Source organism: Chryseobacterium hagamense, assembly GCF_007991455.1.
GTDB lineage: Bacteria > Bacteroidota > Bacteroidia > Flavobacteriales > Weeksellaceae > Chryseobacterium > Chryseobacterium hagamense.
On record NZ_BJYJ01000038.1, the window covers coordinates 1 to 17,025 of the forward strand.

Genomic DNA, 17,025 nt, shown 5'->3' on the forward strand with positions numbered 1-17,025 from the left:
GGAGCACAAAACAAAACCCTAGTAAATCAATCCAACAAGACAAGTGCATACAATAGGTATTACTTCAACACCAAAAGAACACATGAAAATGAAAATCATCGCAATCCTGAAAACGTATTCCGAAAGGTTACGTCAATAACATATCCTTAAAAAACATACAGTTCCCCAGCAGTCCTGCATTTTACTTCTCAGTATTTTGAACAGAATCCTATTGTAAATGGCACATTAAAAAACCCAGACTACAAAATTGAAGGAGAAATTTTTGATTGCTACTCCCCTTTCGAAAAAAATAAAAGCGTCAGAGGTATTTGGTTCGAAGTAGAAAACAAAGTATTGAAAGGTCAAACAAAAAGGGTTGTTTTAAATCTTAAAAATTGGGAAGGTGATATTACTAAACTTCAAAAACAATTTTCAGATTGGGAAATTGAAAATTTACAAGAAGTAATGTATATTACAAAGAATGCAAAAATTAATCATATTAAAATTACAAAATAATGGGACTTACATATTATTTAAAATTCAAAACTAAATTAGACGAAAAGAAGGAACTTAATAAAATAATTAATAATACAAATCCTCTTTTTTTAATATCGCACCCTTCATCATCAGTTTTCGGATATGTAGAAGGTTATTTTAATGGAGAATATATTGATCTAAATTTAGGAAAAGCCTCTTTTATTTCATTTGACGTTCTTGATAAAGAGGCAAATTCAATTATGTTGAGAAAATCATTATTACAAACTGTTCATAAAATATGTAATGATATTTATCCTAACGAAGATTATTTTTTTGACCTTAACGGGGATTTTATTTTTGAAAAAAGAGAAAAAGGAGTCATTACGCGAAATAACGATACCGATTTTTATGATAATCTATAACAGTATATCTATTTAATCAGCAAATTTATCGCTTCAAATTTAAATCTTAAAGTACAGATTAAAAATCGGTGCTCCAAGATTAAACATATACAAAACTGAACGAAATAAGAATAAAGAAGAGATGGCCTTAGTATATGAGAATTCTTTTGCAAAAGGCATAGGACTAGATTCTAACTCTGTCAATAGTAAATTTAAAAAGTATAAGTTCAAAGATTCCTTGGGGAATTTTGATATATTAATTGAAGTTGATGATATAGGAAATATTATAAATGCATATCCACTATTATAAATAAAAAAAATTGAATTATAATTTTAAAAAACAAGATTGGGATGGTATAACTATTTACTGCATCACTTCTGATAAGGAAATATTGACTAATTTTGACAGTTGAGGATGGACGTCAAATAAAATTCAAAAAATTATAGAAGGTGTACAATTATCAAAAACAAAATCCTATGGAAATGAATATAACTGGTCATCGGAAGATTTAGAACTGTTTGCGAATAAAAAAGGAGTTTTAATAATTGATATGTTAGCACAAAGAGCTGGACAAAAAGATCCAAATACCACTACACTTCGAATTTATCATGATGATTTAATAAAATTTTTAAACGATTTTAAAAATTTTGTTGAAAGTAATTGATAATTAAAATTTTACTAAATAAATTAAGCTTAATAAAAATGATTCAAAGCCCATAAAAAACAGAAACTATATTACGGGTTATAAAAAGTTAATGATAAAAGATTATTAATCCAGGTTAATCCGGATCAGCTTCCGGAATAAACAGAAGCCGTCTCTTAATGAGGCGGTTTTTAATTACAGAAAAAAAATGATAGATCAAAAATTAACAGAATGGCTTTATTACGAACACATTTACAGATGGGCTCTGGATAAAACTGCATATGACGATCCAAAATATGTAGAAATGCTACCCGATGAAGACGAATTTCTTGAATATATTATGAATTGCAGCACTAAAGAATTTGTAACTACTTTAATTTATATTTTCAAGAAAGAATATCCTGTAAATTACTCCAATATAAGAGCTGAATTGAGCTGGGACGAGCAAAAAGAAGAATGTATAGAAGGTAAGTGTTTCCGTAAGGCTGCTGATATAAAGAGTATTTATTTTATAGAAGATAAAGATTATTACAATCTGAATAAAGTAAGGCTGGAATTCTCCTCTCCACAGCCTGATGCGAAAGACTGGGTAAAACAGGGATTATTGGGCAAAACCTACCAGGAACAACATACTTCCGGAGAAACCGTTTTTTCTTTTCAGGACGAGATTTTACAAACTATAAAAGTAATTGATAAAGGACTGTTGATCCAACTTAATCCAGATCAGCTCCCAGAATAAACAGATGCCGTCTCCTTGTAAGGCGGCTTTTTAATTACAAAAAAAGAAAATTAGGTGTCATCTTTATGTTCATCAGGAACCTCCTGAAAGAATTTTTAATTTTTTTTGAAATTAAAAAATAACACGTCAAGTTTTGACGTTTCCCGCTGCTACCTTTGGATGATGAAAACAAAACAGCACTATAAAGCTATCTGAAATTAATACCAAAGAAAAACATGGAAACACCAAATCACCAATCCGATCTATTCTTCAGTGAAGATCATTACACCATTGAATGGATCGACATTGAAAATGCCGAACTGGACTCTTACAATTACCTAAACGATATTGAAAATTTTTTCCGCCAGGATTCTGAAAACCATACGCCCGAAGAAAAGTTTTCTGATTAAGCTTTATTGCACCGTAGCTGTCCGGGCCTCATAATCCCATCAATAATATTTTAAGGCCTCGTCCTTTGAATTACCATTCGCAAAATACAGACAGCCGGAGCCTTTTTAAGGCAATATTTAAGGATTGGTCATAGAAAAACCGGAAAATAGTATAAGCCGGCATCATGATGTTTTATTTCCGGTAATTTCATTGTTAATTTTTTAAACAAAAATAAAATACGACAAGTTTTGTCGCATTAACCTCATATATTTGTGGTATAAACTTTTAGCAATGAGACGTCCGTGTTGCGCCCGGCCAGACAGATAACACGCGGCAGCATTAAATACCCAGCATGAAAAAAGACTTTTACCTGACGAGATACGCACTTATTATCAAGAGATTGGAAACTTCACCGGCTACCTATCCGCAGCTGGAAGAGTACCTGATCAACTCTTTTGAATTCCAGGATGCCGAGATCAAAAGTTATTCGATCCGCACCCTGCAGCGGGATATCCGGGAGATTGCGAATCTTTTCAATCTGTCTATTCACAACAAAAAGAAAGGCGACAACCGGTATTATATCGAAAGCCGCCCGGTCATGGAAGTGGATGAATACAACCAGAAGCTGCTGGAATCTTTTCAGGTGAGCAATGCCTTAAACCTCCATCCGGATTTTTCAGACCTGATTTTTTTCGAAACCCGTAAACCTACGGGAGTAGAGCATTTCTATGATCTTTTTTTTGCCATCCGTAACAAGAGAATTGTCCTGTTTGAACATTACAACTATAAAAACAAAATCATGTCTTCCCGGAAAGTGCATCCTCTGGCATTAAAGGAATCCAAAGACAGGTGGTATTTAATCGCAGTAGACACCAAGGATAAAATGCTGAAATCGTTCGGGCTCGACCGCATCAATTATCTGGATGTCTCAAAGAACAAGTTCCGCGAAAAATACAAATACAATTTCAGGGAACATTTTAAAAATTCCTTCGGGGTGATGAACCTGGCTGAGCAGCACCCTCAGACCATTGTATTAAGATGCAGCAGGCATCAGGGTGAATATATCAGAAGCTTTCCCCTCCACCAGTCCCAGAAAGAGACGAAAGAAACCCCGGAAGAGATTTTCTTTGAATTCTTCCTTCATCCGACGTACGACTTTATGCAGGAAATCCTTTCTTACGGGAAGGAAGTCCAGGTTCTGGAGCCCAAAATGTTAGTTGAAGAAATCCGCAGGCACCTGCAGGAATCCCTGAACCGTTACCTTGAGAATTAACGTGCAGGGGTTCTGATTTTTTGATTACATTTACATAAATATATCCAAGTGAAAGCCTTCCTTTTTTATCTATTCTTCTTTATTTCATCGTTTTGTCTTTCCCAGCAGACCGAGGAATTCAGACTTATTAAGAATTATTACAACCAGCACCGGTCCATGCTGGGTAAGGAATTCAGAAAAAAGTTTGATGCCGAAGCAAATAATTTCCATAAAGCTTCTATCAAACAGGATTACCTGCTGTTTATGGAAAAGATGGACAGCATCGAAAACGTGGCACTTACCGGAGCACTGTTGAAGACAAAAAACCTGGAAGACCTGGATAAATTAAAACTGCTGAATAAAACCTTACCTGCAGAAACCTCCCTTTCTCCTTCGGTTATCATCGATAAAGCTGCAGATTATCCCGGGGGAATCAACGAGCTCCGAAAGGAAGTGGCAGACCTTTTCTATCTTGGAGGCGTATATTCCGAAAGCAAGACCGTAAAAGCCAATATCGCATTTATTGTAGAACGGGACGGCCGGATTACCAACGTTCAGGCAGAGGGTGAAAATTTCACGTTCAACCGGCAGGCGGAAATTGCAGTCTATTCAATTTCACAGAAGTTTTCTCCGGCCATCATCAATGGCAATCCCATACGATATCGTTTTAAGCTCCCTTTGACCATGAATATCGAATAATTTTTATGAAGAAATATTTGCTCTTGCTTTCTTTTTTGTCGTTCGGTTTTTACCATTCACAGCAGACGGAAGGTCTTCGCCTGATCCGCGAAAAGTACGCTCCCCGCTTTGAAAGTATTTTATCCCGGTATAAATCGGTTGACATCAAAAAACTTACAAAGAAAGAACTTGAACAGCTTGCCGTACAAAAGGAACAGGAATTATATTCTTTAGAATTTGAAAGAAATGAAGAATATCTTCTGGAGCTTATGAACATTAAACAGAATCCTTCTCCATCCACTTTCGATTCTAAAACATCGCCAACAGCTGAAGAAAATGCAGAAATCCCCGCAAAATACCCTACCGGAAACGACGGTTTCAGACGGGAAGTCGGCGAAAAGTTTTACTTAGGGAATATTGAGGCTCAAGGTAAAATAAGCACTGAACTTACTTTTATCATTGAAAGGGACGGAAGCATTACAGAGGTGAAAGCAACCGGACCTGATAATGAATTCAACAGGCAGGCTCAACTTGCCGTATATCTTACGGAACACAAATGGGAGCCGGCAAAAATAAACGGATATCCCGTACGTTACCGATTCAGAATTCCATTACACCTAAATTTTGATTAATGTTTACCGACGAATATTTTATGAAAATGGCTTTCCAGGAAGCCGAACTTGCTTTTGAAAAGGATGAAGTCCCGATTGGCTGTGTGGTCGTTTCCAACAACCGCATTATTGCAAGGGCGCACAACCTCACGGAAACATTGAATGACGTCACTGCACATGCCGAAATGCAGGCCATTACTTCAGCCGCTAATTTTCTGGGCGGGAAATACCTGAAGGATTGCACCCTGTATGTAACCATGGAACCCTGTGTGATGTGTTCCGGGGCGCTGGCCTGGTCACAGATTTCTAAAGTTGTTATCGGGGCAAGGGATGAACAGCGGGGCTTTATCAACAAGCACCTCAGCCTTCATCCAAAGACCGAAATCGTTACCGGGATTATAGAAAATGAATGCTCTTTAATTGTTAAAGAATTTTTCAAATCGAAAAGATAATCATAATTTTTATTACCTATTAACCTTATATTCACAACTATTATTTGATTTAATAATAAATATCAAAATATTTACAATAAAAAATCCCTTTATATTGATTTAATGATTATATTTGATAAGATTTAGAATTAAAATAATCACTATGAGAAAGTTATCAAGAAAAGAGACAGCAAAAATTAATGGTGGAATCAGACCAGACCAGTGTTTTTATACAGATCCTAACACAGGTCAAAAAAAAGTTGGATGCAGAAACATGCCTTTCCAAGATGAAAATGGAACATGGGTATATCCATTGGTTGAATGTGAGCCTTGCGGCGGAATCTAATAAAATAAAAAACGGCCTTAAGGCCGTTTTTTATTTATCTTTCCCTAAGAAGTACAATCCTTTTAAGGTGTGAAGCCGGTCCATTACGTGAATCTTGTCCGTCAGCGGTTTGTAAACATGGGAAACGCCGCCTGTTGCCACTACGAAACAATCATCATTCACTTCGTTATTAATCCGGTCGATGAATCCTTCCACCATTCCGAGAAAACCGTAGACCATCCCGCTCTGCATGCAGGTAACGGTATCCAGCCCCAACACGGTTTTCGGTTTTACCAGTTCAATGCTGGGAAGCTGGGCAGTCTGCGCAATCAGCGAATTCAGAGCGGTAACAATTCCCGGCGCGATAATGACCCCTAATGTTTCTCCGTCTTCTGCAACACAGCTTGCCGTAAGGGCCGTTCCGAAATCCAGCACGATTTTTTTCCGGTCGGGATACATATGATGTGCCGCCACAAGATTGGCGTAGATATCCGTTCCCATCTGTTTGGATTTTGCCACAACTCCGGATGGCGTTGTCCGGTCAACAATTACGGGTTCAAGGTCATGGATCTTTTTAATTGCAGCATTCATTACTTTGGTAAGCGGAGGAACCACAGAACCGATGATGACTTTACGGATTTCCTTCGGTTCGATTTTATACGTCTGATAAAGCATCGACATCTGAACATACAATTCATCCGGTGTTCTGTAAGGTTTTGTATTGATTACCCAGGAAACATCACAGTTATCGCCGTTAAAAAGTCCGAACCGGATATTGCTGTTGCCTATGTTGATTACGATTGAATTCATGCATCTATTTTAAAAGACCGAAATCTTAGGTTAATTTTAAAGCGTTAAATTTAATGATTTTACTAAAACTACCGTTTATACTTTTGCGGTGTATTCAAAACAATTATCTATATTTAAAAACTAAAATCATCCAACTGCACTGCATCCCATGAAAAAGCTGTTTTTCCTTTTGTTATTTTTTACCGGACTGAATATTTCTGCACAAACGGCAGCGGCAGTCACGGAAGTATTTGAAAAAATAAAAAAGGAATCCAAAATTGACGGTAACGACAAGACCATTTATCATCTCCTTGACGAATTTTATGATGAAACCCTCCAGGCTGAAAATGATGAAATGACCGAAGAAACCATAGCGAGAACCCAGAAGCTTGCTGCTGACCCGGATACCAAAAACCTTCATCTTCTGATGCTCTTTCTGATGTACCAACAGCACATCAGCCAGACGGCAGCGGTCGGGAAAACGCCCAATGCCGGGTTTCAGATGGCTGCCATAAAGCTGCTGAAAGATGAAACCGGAAATGTTTACGGAAAGATTCCGGCTATTATTTATGTTTACCAATACGAAGCTTTAGAAAGCGGAAATAAAAAAGAAGAGGCCGGAGCGACTGCTTTGGAAGGACTGAAAAAATATCCTGACTCTGTTCCTTTGAAAGTATATGTTTATCTAAACACCCATGATGAGGCCATTAAAAATGACCTTCTCAAAAACCATGCGAATCACTGGATGGTAAAACAGTTCGGAATTAAATAAGCCTTGAGAGGAAATTATAAAAAATAATCCCCGGAGAAAAATTTCTCCGGGGATTTAAATATATGATCAGGATTAAATCAACGCAACTCCGACGGTATCTAATTTATTTCAGTCAATTGGAATGAAAGGTTGAAATTCAACCGGGTGGATCAGGATTTTAAGCAGATTTCCTATTTATAAAGTACCTCAGGACCTCATCTGATAAGGAATACTTTTGAAAATAATCCTGACAAGATAAACTTCCGGCATCCAGCTTCCCTCCTACAGCCTGTTGATCCGATTTCCAATTCAGGGGTCACGTTAAATTATTTCACTTCAACAAAATTATCATCCGGGTTTACATCCGCAAGCCTCTGGCTGATATCGATTCCCACCATAGACAGCTGGGATTTTGTGTAAGGAACCGTAAGGGTATATTCCTTCTGGGTCCATGGCCAGTACGGCATTGTTTTGAAATCTCCGTAAGCATCCTTTGTTTTCCAGGTATGTGTCATATTCATCGGGATCTGATAATTGAAGATTTTTTTATCGGCTGTCATGATGCTGAAATCAATCGGCATCGGAACCTGTCCGTTGTTCACCAGTGTAATGGTTGTGGATTTGGCATCATACTTTATATCCTTGATTCCGTAATCGATGGTTTTGGTGGTATTGATCCAGTAATTCTGGAACCATTTCAGATCCATCCCCGAAACTTTCTGCGCGATGTGCAGGAAGTCCCGGTCGGAAGGATGTTTCAGTGCCCATTGGTCGTAATACTGCTTCAGGGTTTCTGCAAGATTCTGCTCACCCATAATGTAGCCTAGTTCCACCAGGTACAATTCCCCTTTTACATAGGAAGCATAGGTGTATGAAGTTCCGTTGTCATGATGATCGCCCAGCCAGACCGCAGGCTCTTCAATTCCTTTCTTAACGAAATTCCGGTAGGCATTGATTGAGTTAAAAAACGGATTCGGAAGTTTCTGGGCCGGCGGAAAAAGCTGATTCATGACATAGCCTTCGGCATAGCTGGTAAATCCTTCATCCATCCACGGACGCATCGGTTCATTGGTCGCCAGCATCTGCTGATACCAGGAATGGGCTCCTTCATGGGCCATTAATCCCATCAGCCCTTCAATATTCTTAGCCTCCCCTAAAATCATGGTACACATTCCGTATTCCATTCCGCCGTCGCCTCCCTGAATAAAGGCGTAGGTAGGATATGCATACTTCCCGAAGTGGGCATTCATCAGCTGGTAATATTTTGTAAGGTAAGGCTGTGCCTCTTCCCAGGCTTTTGTCTTGTCGTTGTTCTGATAGACCAGAAAGACCTTAGGACCTTGGGGAACTTCGAAGCTTTTAATGATATAATCCCTGTCGGCCGCCCAGGCAAAATCCAGGATATTTTTTGCCGTCCATCTCCATGTCGCTTTATTTTTATCAGCTCTGATCCTGGCATTGGCATCATAGCCTTTTACATCCGCAGGGTTCTCAAGGATTCCGCCTGCACCGATGACATAATCTTTATTGATTTTAATGGTAACGTCGAAATCCGAGAACGGAGCATGGAACTCCCTTCCGATATAATCAAAAGTTGCCCATCCGTCGTAATCGTATTCGGCGATCTTCGGATACCATTGGGTCATCGTCATATCCACACCTTCGCGGTTGTTCCTGCCGCTCCGTCTGATCTGCTGCGGGATGACGGCATCCCATTCCAAAATAAACGTCGTTGATGAATTCGGCTTAACCGGTTCTGCCAGGTACACCTTCATCACGGTTTCCTGGATTTCGTACTTCAGGATCTTTCCGTTCTGCCTGATCCAGTGGATGTTCTGCGCGCCTTCCTGGTCTTTAGGAATGGAAGCCAGCCTTGAAATCCCGTCTTTCTGCAATCTGGAATCGCCGTTCTTTCCCTGTCCGGCCACCCGCTGATCCATCATCGAGCCGGGCTTGAAGGCATTCCAATACAGATGGAAGTACACAACATCCAGTACGTCCGGCGAGTTGTTTTTATAGTCTAAAGTCTGTTTTCCTTCATAGGTAAATTTTTCAGCATTGACATCAATATCCATCTTGTATTTCGCACTCTGCTGATAATAAGATCCCTGCTGGGCGTGAAACTGTGAAATGATAAACGCAAACAGGATTGCAACCGATTTTTTCATTTAAAATTTTATTTTTCTAAAGATAAGTATTTAAAATAAAAACCTCAAACAAGAGGGATGATGAGGCCGTTTACTTTAGATCAAAGTTAAGGCAATGGTTAAATCAAATCTGAGCTTAATAGTTTTTTGATTAAAGTGATCTGCCCCAGATGATAATACCAATGCTCAATCATTCCATCAATATTTCTGAGGTAAGTCCCGTACTTCTCAGCCACAAAGGGTTCATTCATCTTAGTATCGGGCATCTGTTCCAGTAGGACGGCAAACCTTTCAGCATCACTCATAAGCTTATTCACCAATGATTCCCATTGTTCCTGAGATTCAACCGGCGGAAGATCGAAACTGTATCGATCCCTGATCTCCAGATCACCACCTTCAAAAACCCGGATCAATCCGGCGATGTAATAATCGATATGAAAGGTAAGCAGGGCAATGGTATTCAGCGATCCGGCTTTTATTACGGCCTGTTTCCAGGTTACGTCTTTAAGCTGGTCTTTGAAATTGGTATTGGCGATCCATACACCGTCCAGCAATACTTCGCGAAATCTTTTGACTAATTGTAATACGGTACTCATATATCGTAATTTTTTTAAAGATAATTATTTTTCATTACCTCTAATTGACAACCCTGATAAAATGAACAGACATCTGGGAAATTTCGTGGGAAATAAAAAATCCTTCAAGGTTTTTAAACTTGAAGGATTATAAGTATTATCAGACTTTATACTAACGTGAACTCGAAGAAGAACCGGAGTTAACAGGCTGGAAGAGGGAAGCTGGATGCGGGAAGCCTCTCCTGTCAAAAATAGATCCGGAGGTCTTGATAATCAAACTAAATATTTTGCCATTCTATCAGGTGAATTCTTATTTAATCCTGAATAAACAGCATCAAACCAGGATCTGATTTATATTGTTTTAAAATCCCGAAGGGATGGCTTATTACAGGATAGGATAAAATCCTATCAGAAGTGTGAACTGTTACTCGTTTTACCCGGAGGAATTCTATCCATAATCCTGGCTGAATCAGCTTTGATTTTATTTTTGAACTAAGTAAATACCTGAATATGATATTGGTATAGCCGAATTCACGTTATATTAAGCGAAAAGCTCTTTTTTTGCGCTGCGTAAAATTTTCTCAAGAATTTTTAAGGTAATCAGGTAAGTCGGCTTCACTCCTGTTAATCCCAATCCTCCTGAAGAAAGCGTACTTCCCGTTTCCAATGGGTTATCCGAAGCATAATAAGCATACATTACAAACAGGTCCGGGGTAATATGGTGCCTGATCTTCGAAGCTACCTGAATGGCTTTCTGGTAATGGGCGCCTTCCATTTCAAGCCCGATCGCTTTCCAGGAAGTATTCATAAAGTAAGAAAGGATATCCCTGTTCTGAAGTGAGGTTCCCAGAACGGTAATCATCGGCCCTTCGAAGGCCAGCAACTCATCATCTTTGAAATCCTCCAGTTTCAGAGCATTTTCAAAAGGATAATTATCGGCTGTTCCCTCAAAAATATGGGACGTCGGGATCATGATGTCGCCTTTTCCTCCGGCAAGAATCCCTGCTTTCCCCATGATTGATACCGATTTTACTTTCATCATATAGACTTCCCCTTTATGCTCGAAAGGCCTCAGCAATTCGTCCATGACTTCAAAAGCCTGCTCCCCGAATGCGTAATCGAAAACCATGATCACATCGTCTCCCCCATACTTGATATCGCTGAAAGGCGTATTTTTAAGATTGGTCTTGCTTAAATCGATGATCTGAACATCGATATTGCTTCCGCTCTTATCATTAATATAAATCATTCCTTCCTCCAGAGCATATTTGGACACTTTGTCGCGAAGGTCTTTTTTATCGGAGATCTCGCCGTACAGCTTATAATCTACTTCTTTGGAATCTTTTTTCTTCAGGGCATCATTCCCGTACAGCATGTTTTTTACGGAATGCATATTGGCAGAAATAATATGAAGCGGGCGCATGTGAAGATCGTTGTCATACAAAACCTCCTTCACTTTATGGGCCCATTTTTCACCGAAATAGTGGTGCCCTACCCTTTCCCTGAGGATTGAGCTGAAATGAATTTCCCGCTCCCGGGTCTGCTTGGCGTCTTCCAGGCTTACTTTTGCCAGGTTATAGATGATTTTGAACAGACGGTCCGGATTATTATCGTCTCCGAAAGTATTATATGCCCTTAAGGTTTCATCAAAAGTCCTCCCTATTAAAGAAGACAGGTGGATCAGGGCCACTTCTTTCTCTTTCCTGCTGAATTTCTTCTCGCCTTTCACCACTTCCTCGATGATCTTGAAAGCCCGGGTCGGCTTCCAGTTTTCGTCCTGGGCAAAAGCCAGATGACGGATCTTATCCGCTTCTATAAATAAAAAGGTGAGGTGGGTAAGAATATCATAAATTTCGGATCGGCCCAACAGTACTTCAATATTCATCTGGTGCTCGTCGATACGGTAGCAGTTTCTTCTTCTCTTTTTAGGGACAATCGGTTCGAAACTTCCTTTATCAAAACCTTCATCTGAAGTAAGGTGAATGAAAGCGCATTCTTCAATCCCTTCCGGAAGTCTGTCCAGCACATACATCAACCCATTCAGTTCCAGCTTACTCGGAACATTCATGCTTCCATAAATCTCAGGATTAATGGTCTTTAACAAACTTCTGATGCTTTCTCCGGAAACTCCGCCCGGCTTGAAAAAACCTCTATAAAACAGGTGTCTCATAGATATATATAGTCTTTCAATAGCCTCGGTTGTTTCTCTTGCTCTGGAATTTGTCATATAGTAAAATTTTTATAAAAAGTCTGCTAAGTTACGGAAAATATATTTATTATATTAAAATACTGAAAAACAAATACTTAATCAGAAATACGCCAGTCAGCAGGTTTATGCCTCCTTTTTTCCTTAAATATAATACTTTCGCTGAAAGCAGATGGCAATTCCGGAATACCTTTTCTTTATATTAAAAGAATTTCACATTGCATCAGATAATTCATACATTTTCCAATTTTGTTATTCTTCTTCAATTTTGTTGAACGGCCGCTGGTTTTTATTTTTTGAAGCAGGAATTATTACCATTCTGTTAACTCAATTTTAAGTGTATCGAAATTTCAGGCCCTTACCAGATTTCACAAGCCGTTTAAAGCTAATTTTTAGTTAAATTTAAAAACAACCCCTTAAATTTTTGGGGTAAAAATATTTTCAATCTAATTTTTTTGTAAATTTGCCCCGTAAAAATCAAACCTAATATGTCAACTTTAAGATTCAAAGCGTTAGAAACTTTACCATTCAAGGACTTTAGAAGAGATAATTCCGTTGAAGTTCCTGTGAAATTGTCAGAATTATTCTGCCAGAATGTTTTCTCAGAAGAAACGATGAGAGAATATTTAACGAAAGAAGCATTCAATTCCATCATGGATGCGGTGAAAAAAGGGACCAAAATCCAGAGACACATTGCAGACCAGGTAGCTGTAGCGATGAAAGACTGGGCCATGAGCAAGGGGGTAACCCACTATACACACTGGTTTCAGCCGTTAACGGGGACTACCGCAGAAAAGCACGATTCTTTTTTCACTCCGATCGAAGGGGGAAGAGCGATCGAAAGATTCAGCGGAAACCTTTTGATCCAGCAGGAGCCGGATGCATCTTCTTTCCCGAATGGAGGGATCAGAAACACTTTTGAAGCAAGAGGTTATACGGCGTGGGATCCTACTTCCCCGGCGTTTATTATGGGAACTACCTTATGTATCCCTTCGATTTTTATTTCGTATACCGGAGAAACACTGGATTATAAAGCCCCTCTTTTAAGAGCATTGAACGCAGTTGACGAAGCAGCCACCAATGTCATGCAGTATTTCGACAAAAACGTAACCAAAGTAACGCCTACCTTAGGTTGGGAGCAGGAATATTTCCTGGTTGATTCCGCATTATACCAATCCCGTCCGGATCTTGTACTAACGGGTAAAACCTTATTGGGGCATTCCCCTGCAAAAGGACAGCAGCTGGACGACCATTATTTCGGTTCTATTCCTACAAGGGTCATGAATTTCATGAAAGAGCTGGAAATCGAATGTATGAAACTGGGAATTCCGGTAACCACAAGACACAACGAGGTGGCTCCGAACCAGTTTGAGCTGGCCCCGATGTTTGAGGAAGTAAATGTTGCGGTAGACCACAACTCCCTCTTGATGGATGTGATGGCAAGAATCGCCCACAGACACCATTTCCACATCCTTTTCCACGAAAAGCCGTTCGCCGGCGTAAACGGAAGCGGAAAGCACAACAACTGGTCCCTGGCCACCGATACCGGAGAAAACCTTTTAAGTCCCGGGAAAAACCCTAAGAAAAATTTACAGTTCTTAACGTTCTTCGTAAACACCATCAAAGCGGTTCACGAGTATGCGGATCTTTTGAGAGCAAGCATCGCTTCCGCAAGCAACGACCACAGATTGGGGGCCAACGAAGCACCGCCTGCCATTATTTCCGTATTTATCGGAAGCCAGCTGTTCAGAGTTCTGGAAGAGCTTGAAAAAGTAAAAGAAGGAAAACTTTCACCGGACGAAAAAACGGATCTAAAACTGAATGTCGTTGGAAAAATCCCTGAAATCCTGCTGGATAATACCGACAGAAACAGGACGTCTCCTTTTGCATTTACCGGAAACAAATTTGAGATCAGAGCCGTAGGTTCCTCCGCAAACTGCGCAGAATCCATGACGGTAATGAACACCATAGCCGCAAAACAATTGGCCGATTTCAAGAAAGAAGTGGATGCATTGATCGAAACCGGACTGAAGAAAGACGAAGCCATCTTCAATGTACTGAGAGAATACATCAAGCAGTGCAAAAATATTATGTTTGAAGGAGACGGATATTCTGACGACTGGGCGAAAGAAGCCGAAGCAAGAGGCCTGAACAACTGGAAAACCACTCCTGAGGCGCTTAATCAGGAAATGAACCAGAAATTCCTTGATTTATATGAGGAAATGGGAATCTTCAACCATCGCGAAGTAGAGGCAAGAAACGAAATCAAACTGGAGAAATATTCTACCGTTATCGATATTGAAGCAAGGGTTTTAAGCGATATCGCCAGAAACCACATCATCCCATCGGCTTTAAAATACCAGAACCGACTGATCGAAAACGTGAAAGGCCTGAAAGAAATTTTCGGAGATGAAGAATTCAAAGCCCTGTCAAAAGAGCAGATGAGTCTTATCACCAGCATTTCCGAGAATGTTTCCATTATCAAGTTAGGCGTAGAAGACCTGATTAAAGCAAGAGAAGCAGCAAAAGCCGTAACGGAAAGCCAGAAACAGGCAGAAGACTACTGCAATAAGGTAAAGCCTTTATTCGACGTCATCAGAGACGCTTCCGACAATCTTGAAATGATGGTGGATGACGAGCTTTGGCCAATGACGAAATACAGAGAAATGTTATTTACAAAGTAACATTTGTAAAGTTCCATATTAGTGAAACTCTCCGGTTCTGCCGGAGAGTTTTTTGGTTTACCATGAAGTGCCGGTAAAAATATTTTAATGATTTATTGCAAATGTTAATATAGATCATAAACCAACACAACAAACAGAAATAGTGGAATTAAAGGCATAAACCAAGCTTGTAATCAATAGTTTATTAACAGATATTATAAGCCTGATTTTTGAAATAATCTTTTTACGAATGCTTATTATTACTGATTTTGATAATAATTTTGTTAAAGAATCTTAATAAAAAAAACCGCAGGCCTACCTAAAACAGGCGGTTGCGGTTTATTTTTCTTTAACATACTTAAAAAATATGTTAAAATGTGTTAAATAAAGAACCTGACAATTGTCATACCAAGGTGCTTTTAGACGGATTCTATATTTTTGTATTGCTTTTGAAAATATACTATCCTTTTAACACGGTAATCAAATATATATGAAGAAAAGAGTTTTATTGTATCTAGTCGCTTTCGTTTCTACAGTATCGTTGCAGTCTTGTGTTACCAACTACGTCGTTTCAAAACCAGCAACTTACGCAAAAGAGTACAAATCAGATGCCAAACTTGCTTCCCTTGAAACAAACAAAATGGAGCAAGATAAGCAGAAACTCATCAACTCCTTCCTGGCAGAAAAAACGGCTGCTCTGGCAAACGCCAAAAATTCTATTAAAAATTCCGAGATTGCAAAGGCAATCAAACACAATACAACCATCGACAACATTTTAACGGAAGCCCAAACCTATATCGGTACGCCTTACCGTTACGGAGGAATGACCAGAAACGGGATCGACTGTTCCGCTTTTGTTCTTTCGGTTTTCGGAGCGGCTGCAGGACTCAGCTTACCGAGAGTGGCTGCCTCTCAATCTGAAGAAGGTGAAAAAATAGACAAAGAAAACCTTCAGAAAGGAGATCTTATTTTCTTTTCTCACGGAAGAAGAATTTCTCACGTAGGTATCGTGGAAAGTGTGGATGAAAACGGTGAAGTTAAATTTATTCATGCCGCTACCTCAAAAGGAGTCATGATTTCATCACTGAATGATTCATATTGGGGACCAAAATACAGGTTCGGAAAAAGAATCATCAACGCGAACGGGGAAGCCTACAACAACCTGGCAACAACGACCCCCGCTTCCAACGGAACAAGTTTTTAATTTTAAATAATTGATTTAAATAATGAAACCATCAGCATCATCTGATGGTTTTTTTATTTTTTATAACCAATATCTGTTCCCTGGCCTTTGGATTATTAAGGATAACTCAGGTCTTTGCTGCTCCAGCCCGTCAATCAGCTGTTCCTGTCTATATCAATATGTAAATGACCCAGCAGACCATGTACCTCAGAAAGCGAAAATTTAGCCTGTTTCAGCCTGTTTAAAGAAGGGTTGATGGAATACCGGACCGAAGTTCTGAAATCTGCCTTTTCAAGATTGGTACGATCGAAAACTGCGCCTGACAAATCACATCCGGTAAATACCGCATGGGACAAATCGGCTTCTGAAAAATCAACTTCCGTTAAGTTAGAATTTTTAAATCGGGTTTTCTTAATTGAAGTTTTATAAAAAACAGAACTGTTGAGCAGGCAGTCTTCAAATTGAAAAGACAGTCCGAATTCATTACAATCACTGAACTGCAATCCGAACATCTTGCATTCTTTAAAAACGGCTTCCCGGAAAGCCGTAGATCCCAGTTTTACCATACTCAGATTACATCCGGTGAATCCGCAGTCGTTGAAACTGCACCGGGAAAGATCGGCATATTCAAAAGTACAGTGCCGGAAGGTACAGTTTTCATATTCCCCTCTTTCAAAGGGTTCCTTTGTAAAGTCTTTATTTTCGAAATTTTGATTTGAAAAATAATTGCCTGTCATCATATTTTGGGCATGATTTAATGGGTTGGATGAGGGAAGCTCAGGGTAGGAAATTTTTCCGGTCAATA

Annotated in this window: 17 protein-coding genes; 12 read left to right on the forward strand and 5 right to left on the reverse strand. The window is 39.3% G+C overall.

Annotation, left to right across the window (positions count from 1 at the left end; all coding sequences use genetic code 11):
- Positions 1-210: 210 nt before the first annotated feature.
- The 9 genes from CHA01nite_RS20595 (at position 211) to CHA01nite_RS18545 (ending at position 5,927) form a co-directional block, all read left to right on the forward strand.
- Entirely contained in the window at positions 211-495 is a 285-nt protein-coding gene (locus CHA01nite_RS20595; RefSeq protein ID WP_228458457.1) for a CdiA C-terminal domain-containing protein, read from the forward strand.
- Entirely contained in the window at positions 495-878 is a 384-nt protein-coding gene (locus CHA01nite_RS18515; RefSeq protein WP_146944146.1) for a hypothetical protein, read from the forward strand. The genes CHA01nite_RS20595 and CHA01nite_RS18515 overlap by 1 nt, the downstream gene beginning before the upstream one ends.
- Before the next feature lie 831 nt (positions 879-1,709).
- Positions 1,710-2,240 carry a hypothetical protein gene (locus tag CHA01nite_RS18520; RefSeq protein WP_146944148.1) on the forward strand — a complete coding sequence of 177 codons (531 nt, stop codon included), beginning with the start codon at positions 1,710-1,712 and terminating at the stop codon, positions 2,238-2,240.
- Between the two features lie 215 nt (positions 2,241-2,455).
- Complete coding sequence (locus CHA01nite_RS20600) at positions 2,456-2,629, forward strand: hypothetical protein (RefSeq protein ID WP_170234773.1); 174 nt, start codon at positions 2,456-2,458, stop codon at positions 2,627-2,629.
- Between the two features lie 332 nt (positions 2,630-2,961).
- On the forward strand, positions 2,962-3,882 hold the full coding sequence (locus CHA01nite_RS18525; protein WP_146944150.1) for a helix-turn-helix transcriptional regulator: 921 nt from the start codon (positions 2,962-2,964) through the stop codon (positions 3,880-3,882).
- A 48-nt stretch (positions 3,883-3,930) separates the two neighbouring features.
- The gene (locus tag CHA01nite_RS18530) at positions 3,931-4,560 is read left to right on the forward strand and encodes an energy transducer TonB (protein WP_228458456.1); all 630 of its coding nucleotides are present in this window, start codon (positions 3,931-3,933) and stop codon (positions 4,558-4,560) included.
- A 5-nt stretch (positions 4,561-4,565) separates the two neighbouring features.
- Complete coding sequence (locus tag CHA01nite_RS18535; RefSeq protein ID WP_146944152.1) at positions 4,566-5,171, forward strand: energy transducer TonB; 606 nt, start codon at positions 4,566-4,568, stop codon at positions 5,169-5,171.
- The gene (locus tag CHA01nite_RS18540; RefSeq protein WP_146944153.1) at positions 5,171-5,602 is read left to right on the forward strand and encodes a nucleoside deaminase; all 432 of its coding nucleotides are present in this window, start codon (positions 5,171-5,173) and stop codon (positions 5,600-5,602) included. Before CHA01nite_RS18535 ends, CHA01nite_RS18540 begins: the two co-directional genes overlap by 1 nt.
- A 142-nt stretch (positions 5,603-5,744) precedes the next feature.
- Positions 5,745-5,927, forward strand: a complete 183-nt coding sequence (locus CHA01nite_RS18545) for a hypothetical protein (protein ID WP_146944155.1) — start codon at positions 5,745-5,747, stop codon at positions 5,925-5,927.
- A gap of 30 nt (positions 5,928-5,957) precedes the next feature.
- Here CHA01nite_RS18545 and CHA01nite_RS18550 read toward each other — a convergent pair whose 3' ends face one another.
- Positions 5,958-6,716, reverse strand: a complete 759-nt coding sequence (locus CHA01nite_RS18550) for a type III pantothenate kinase (protein ID WP_146944157.1) — start codon at positions 6,714-6,716, stop codon at positions 5,958-5,960.
- Between the two features lie 148 nt (positions 6,717-6,864).
- Here CHA01nite_RS18550 and CHA01nite_RS18555 point away from each other — a divergent pair, with 148 nt between their 5' ends.
- Complete coding sequence (locus CHA01nite_RS18555; protein ID WP_146944159.1) at positions 6,865-7,467, forward strand: hypothetical protein; 603 nt, start codon at positions 6,865-6,867, stop codon at positions 7,465-7,467.
- Positions 7,468-7,772: 305 nt separating this feature from the next.
- Here CHA01nite_RS18555 and CHA01nite_RS18560 read toward each other — a convergent pair whose 3' ends face one another.
- From CHA01nite_RS18560 to CHA01nite_RS18570, 3 genes are all read right to left on the reverse strand, one after another.
- A complete protein-coding gene (locus CHA01nite_RS18560; protein ID WP_146944161.1) occupies positions 7,773-9,614 on the reverse strand; it encodes a M1 family metallopeptidase in 1,842 nt (613 codons plus the stop codon).
- A gap of 98 nt (positions 9,615-9,712) precedes the next feature.
- Positions 9,713-10,189, reverse strand: a complete 477-nt coding sequence (locus tag CHA01nite_RS18565) for a DinB family protein (RefSeq protein ID WP_146944163.1) — start codon at positions 10,187-10,189, stop codon at positions 9,713-9,715.
- Positions 10,190-10,709: 520 nt separating this feature from the next.
- Positions 10,710-12,395 (reverse strand): DUF6909 family protein, encoded by a 1,686-nt coding sequence (locus tag CHA01nite_RS18570; protein ID WP_146944165.1) that lies wholly within the window; start codon positions 12,393-12,395, stop codon positions 10,710-10,712.
- A gap of 467 nt (positions 12,396-12,862) precedes the next feature.
- Between CHA01nite_RS18570 and CHA01nite_RS18575 the strand changes: the two genes are divergently transcribed.
- Positions 12,863-15,058 (forward strand): glutamine synthetase III family protein, encoded by a 2,196-nt coding sequence (locus CHA01nite_RS18575; protein WP_146944167.1) that lies wholly within the window; start codon positions 12,863-12,865, stop codon positions 15,056-15,058.
- Positions 15,059-15,527: 469 nt separating this feature from the next.
- On the forward strand, positions 15,528-16,241 hold the full coding sequence (locus tag CHA01nite_RS18580) for a C40 family peptidase (RefSeq protein WP_146944169.1): 714 nt from the start codon (positions 15,528-15,530) through the stop codon (positions 16,239-16,241).
- Positions 16,242-16,375: 134 nt separating this feature from the next.
- On the opposite strand, the gene CHA01nite_RS18585 is transcribed toward CHA01nite_RS18580, so the two are convergent.
- Positions 16,376-16,960 carry a pentapeptide repeat-containing protein gene (locus CHA01nite_RS18585; protein WP_146944171.1) on the reverse strand — a complete coding sequence of 195 codons (585 nt, stop codon included), beginning with the start codon at positions 16,958-16,960 and terminating at the stop codon, positions 16,376-16,378.
- Between the last annotated feature and the right edge of the window lie 65 nt (positions 16,961-17,025).

Coding starts and splice junctions, on each gene's coding strand:
- CHA01nite_RS18515 (WP_146944146.1), top strand. CDS start 495: ATGGGACTTACATATTATTTAAAATTCAAAACTAAATTAGACGAAAAG.
- CHA01nite_RS18520 (WP_146944148.1), top strand. CDS start 1,710: ATGATAGATCAAAAATTAACAGAATGGCTTTATTACGAACACATTTAC.
- CHA01nite_RS20600 (WP_170234773.1), top strand. CDS start 2,456: ATGGAAACACCAAATCACCAATCCGATCTATTCTTCAGTGAAGATCAT.
- CHA01nite_RS18525 (WP_146944150.1), top strand. CDS start 2,962: ATGAAAAAAGACTTTTACCTGACGAGATACGCACTTATTATCAAGAGA.
- CHA01nite_RS18535 (WP_146944152.1), top strand. CDS start 4,566: ATGAAGAAATATTTGCTCTTGCTTTCTTTTTTGTCGTTCGGTTTTTAC.
- CHA01nite_RS18540 (WP_146944153.1), top strand. CDS start 5,171: ATGTTTACCGACGAATATTTTATGAAAATGGCTTTCCAGGAAGCCGAA.
- CHA01nite_RS18545 (WP_146944155.1), top strand. CDS start 5,745: ATGAGAAAGTTATCAAGAAAAGAGACAGCAAAAATTAATGGTGGAATC.
- CHA01nite_RS18550 (WP_146944157.1), bottom strand. CDS start 6,716: ATGAATTCAATCGTAATCAACATAGGCAACAGCAATATCCGGTTCGGA.
- CHA01nite_RS18555 (WP_146944159.1), top strand. CDS start 6,865: ATGAAAAAGCTGTTTTTCCTTTTGTTATTTTTTACCGGACTGAATATT.
- CHA01nite_RS18560 (WP_146944161.1), bottom strand. CDS start 9,614: ATGAAAAAATCGGTTGCAATCCTGTTTGCGTTTATCATTTCACAGTTT.
- CHA01nite_RS18565 (WP_146944163.1), bottom strand. CDS start 10,189: ATGAGTACCGTATTACAATTAGTCAAAAGATTTCGCGAAGTATTGCTG.
- CHA01nite_RS18570 (WP_146944165.1), bottom strand. CDS start 12,395: ATGACAAATTCCAGAGCAAGAGAAACAACCGAGGCTATTGAAAGACTA.
- CHA01nite_RS18575 (WP_146944167.1), top strand. CDS start 12,863: ATGTCAACTTTAAGATTCAAAGCGTTAGAAACTTTACCATTCAAGGAC.
- CHA01nite_RS18580 (WP_146944169.1), top strand. CDS start 15,528: ATGAAGAAAAGAGTTTTATTGTATCTAGTCGCTTTCGTTTCTACAGTA.
- CHA01nite_RS18585 (WP_146944171.1), bottom strand. CDS start 16,960: ATGATGACAGGCAATTATTTTTCAAATCAAAATTTCGAAAATAAAGAC.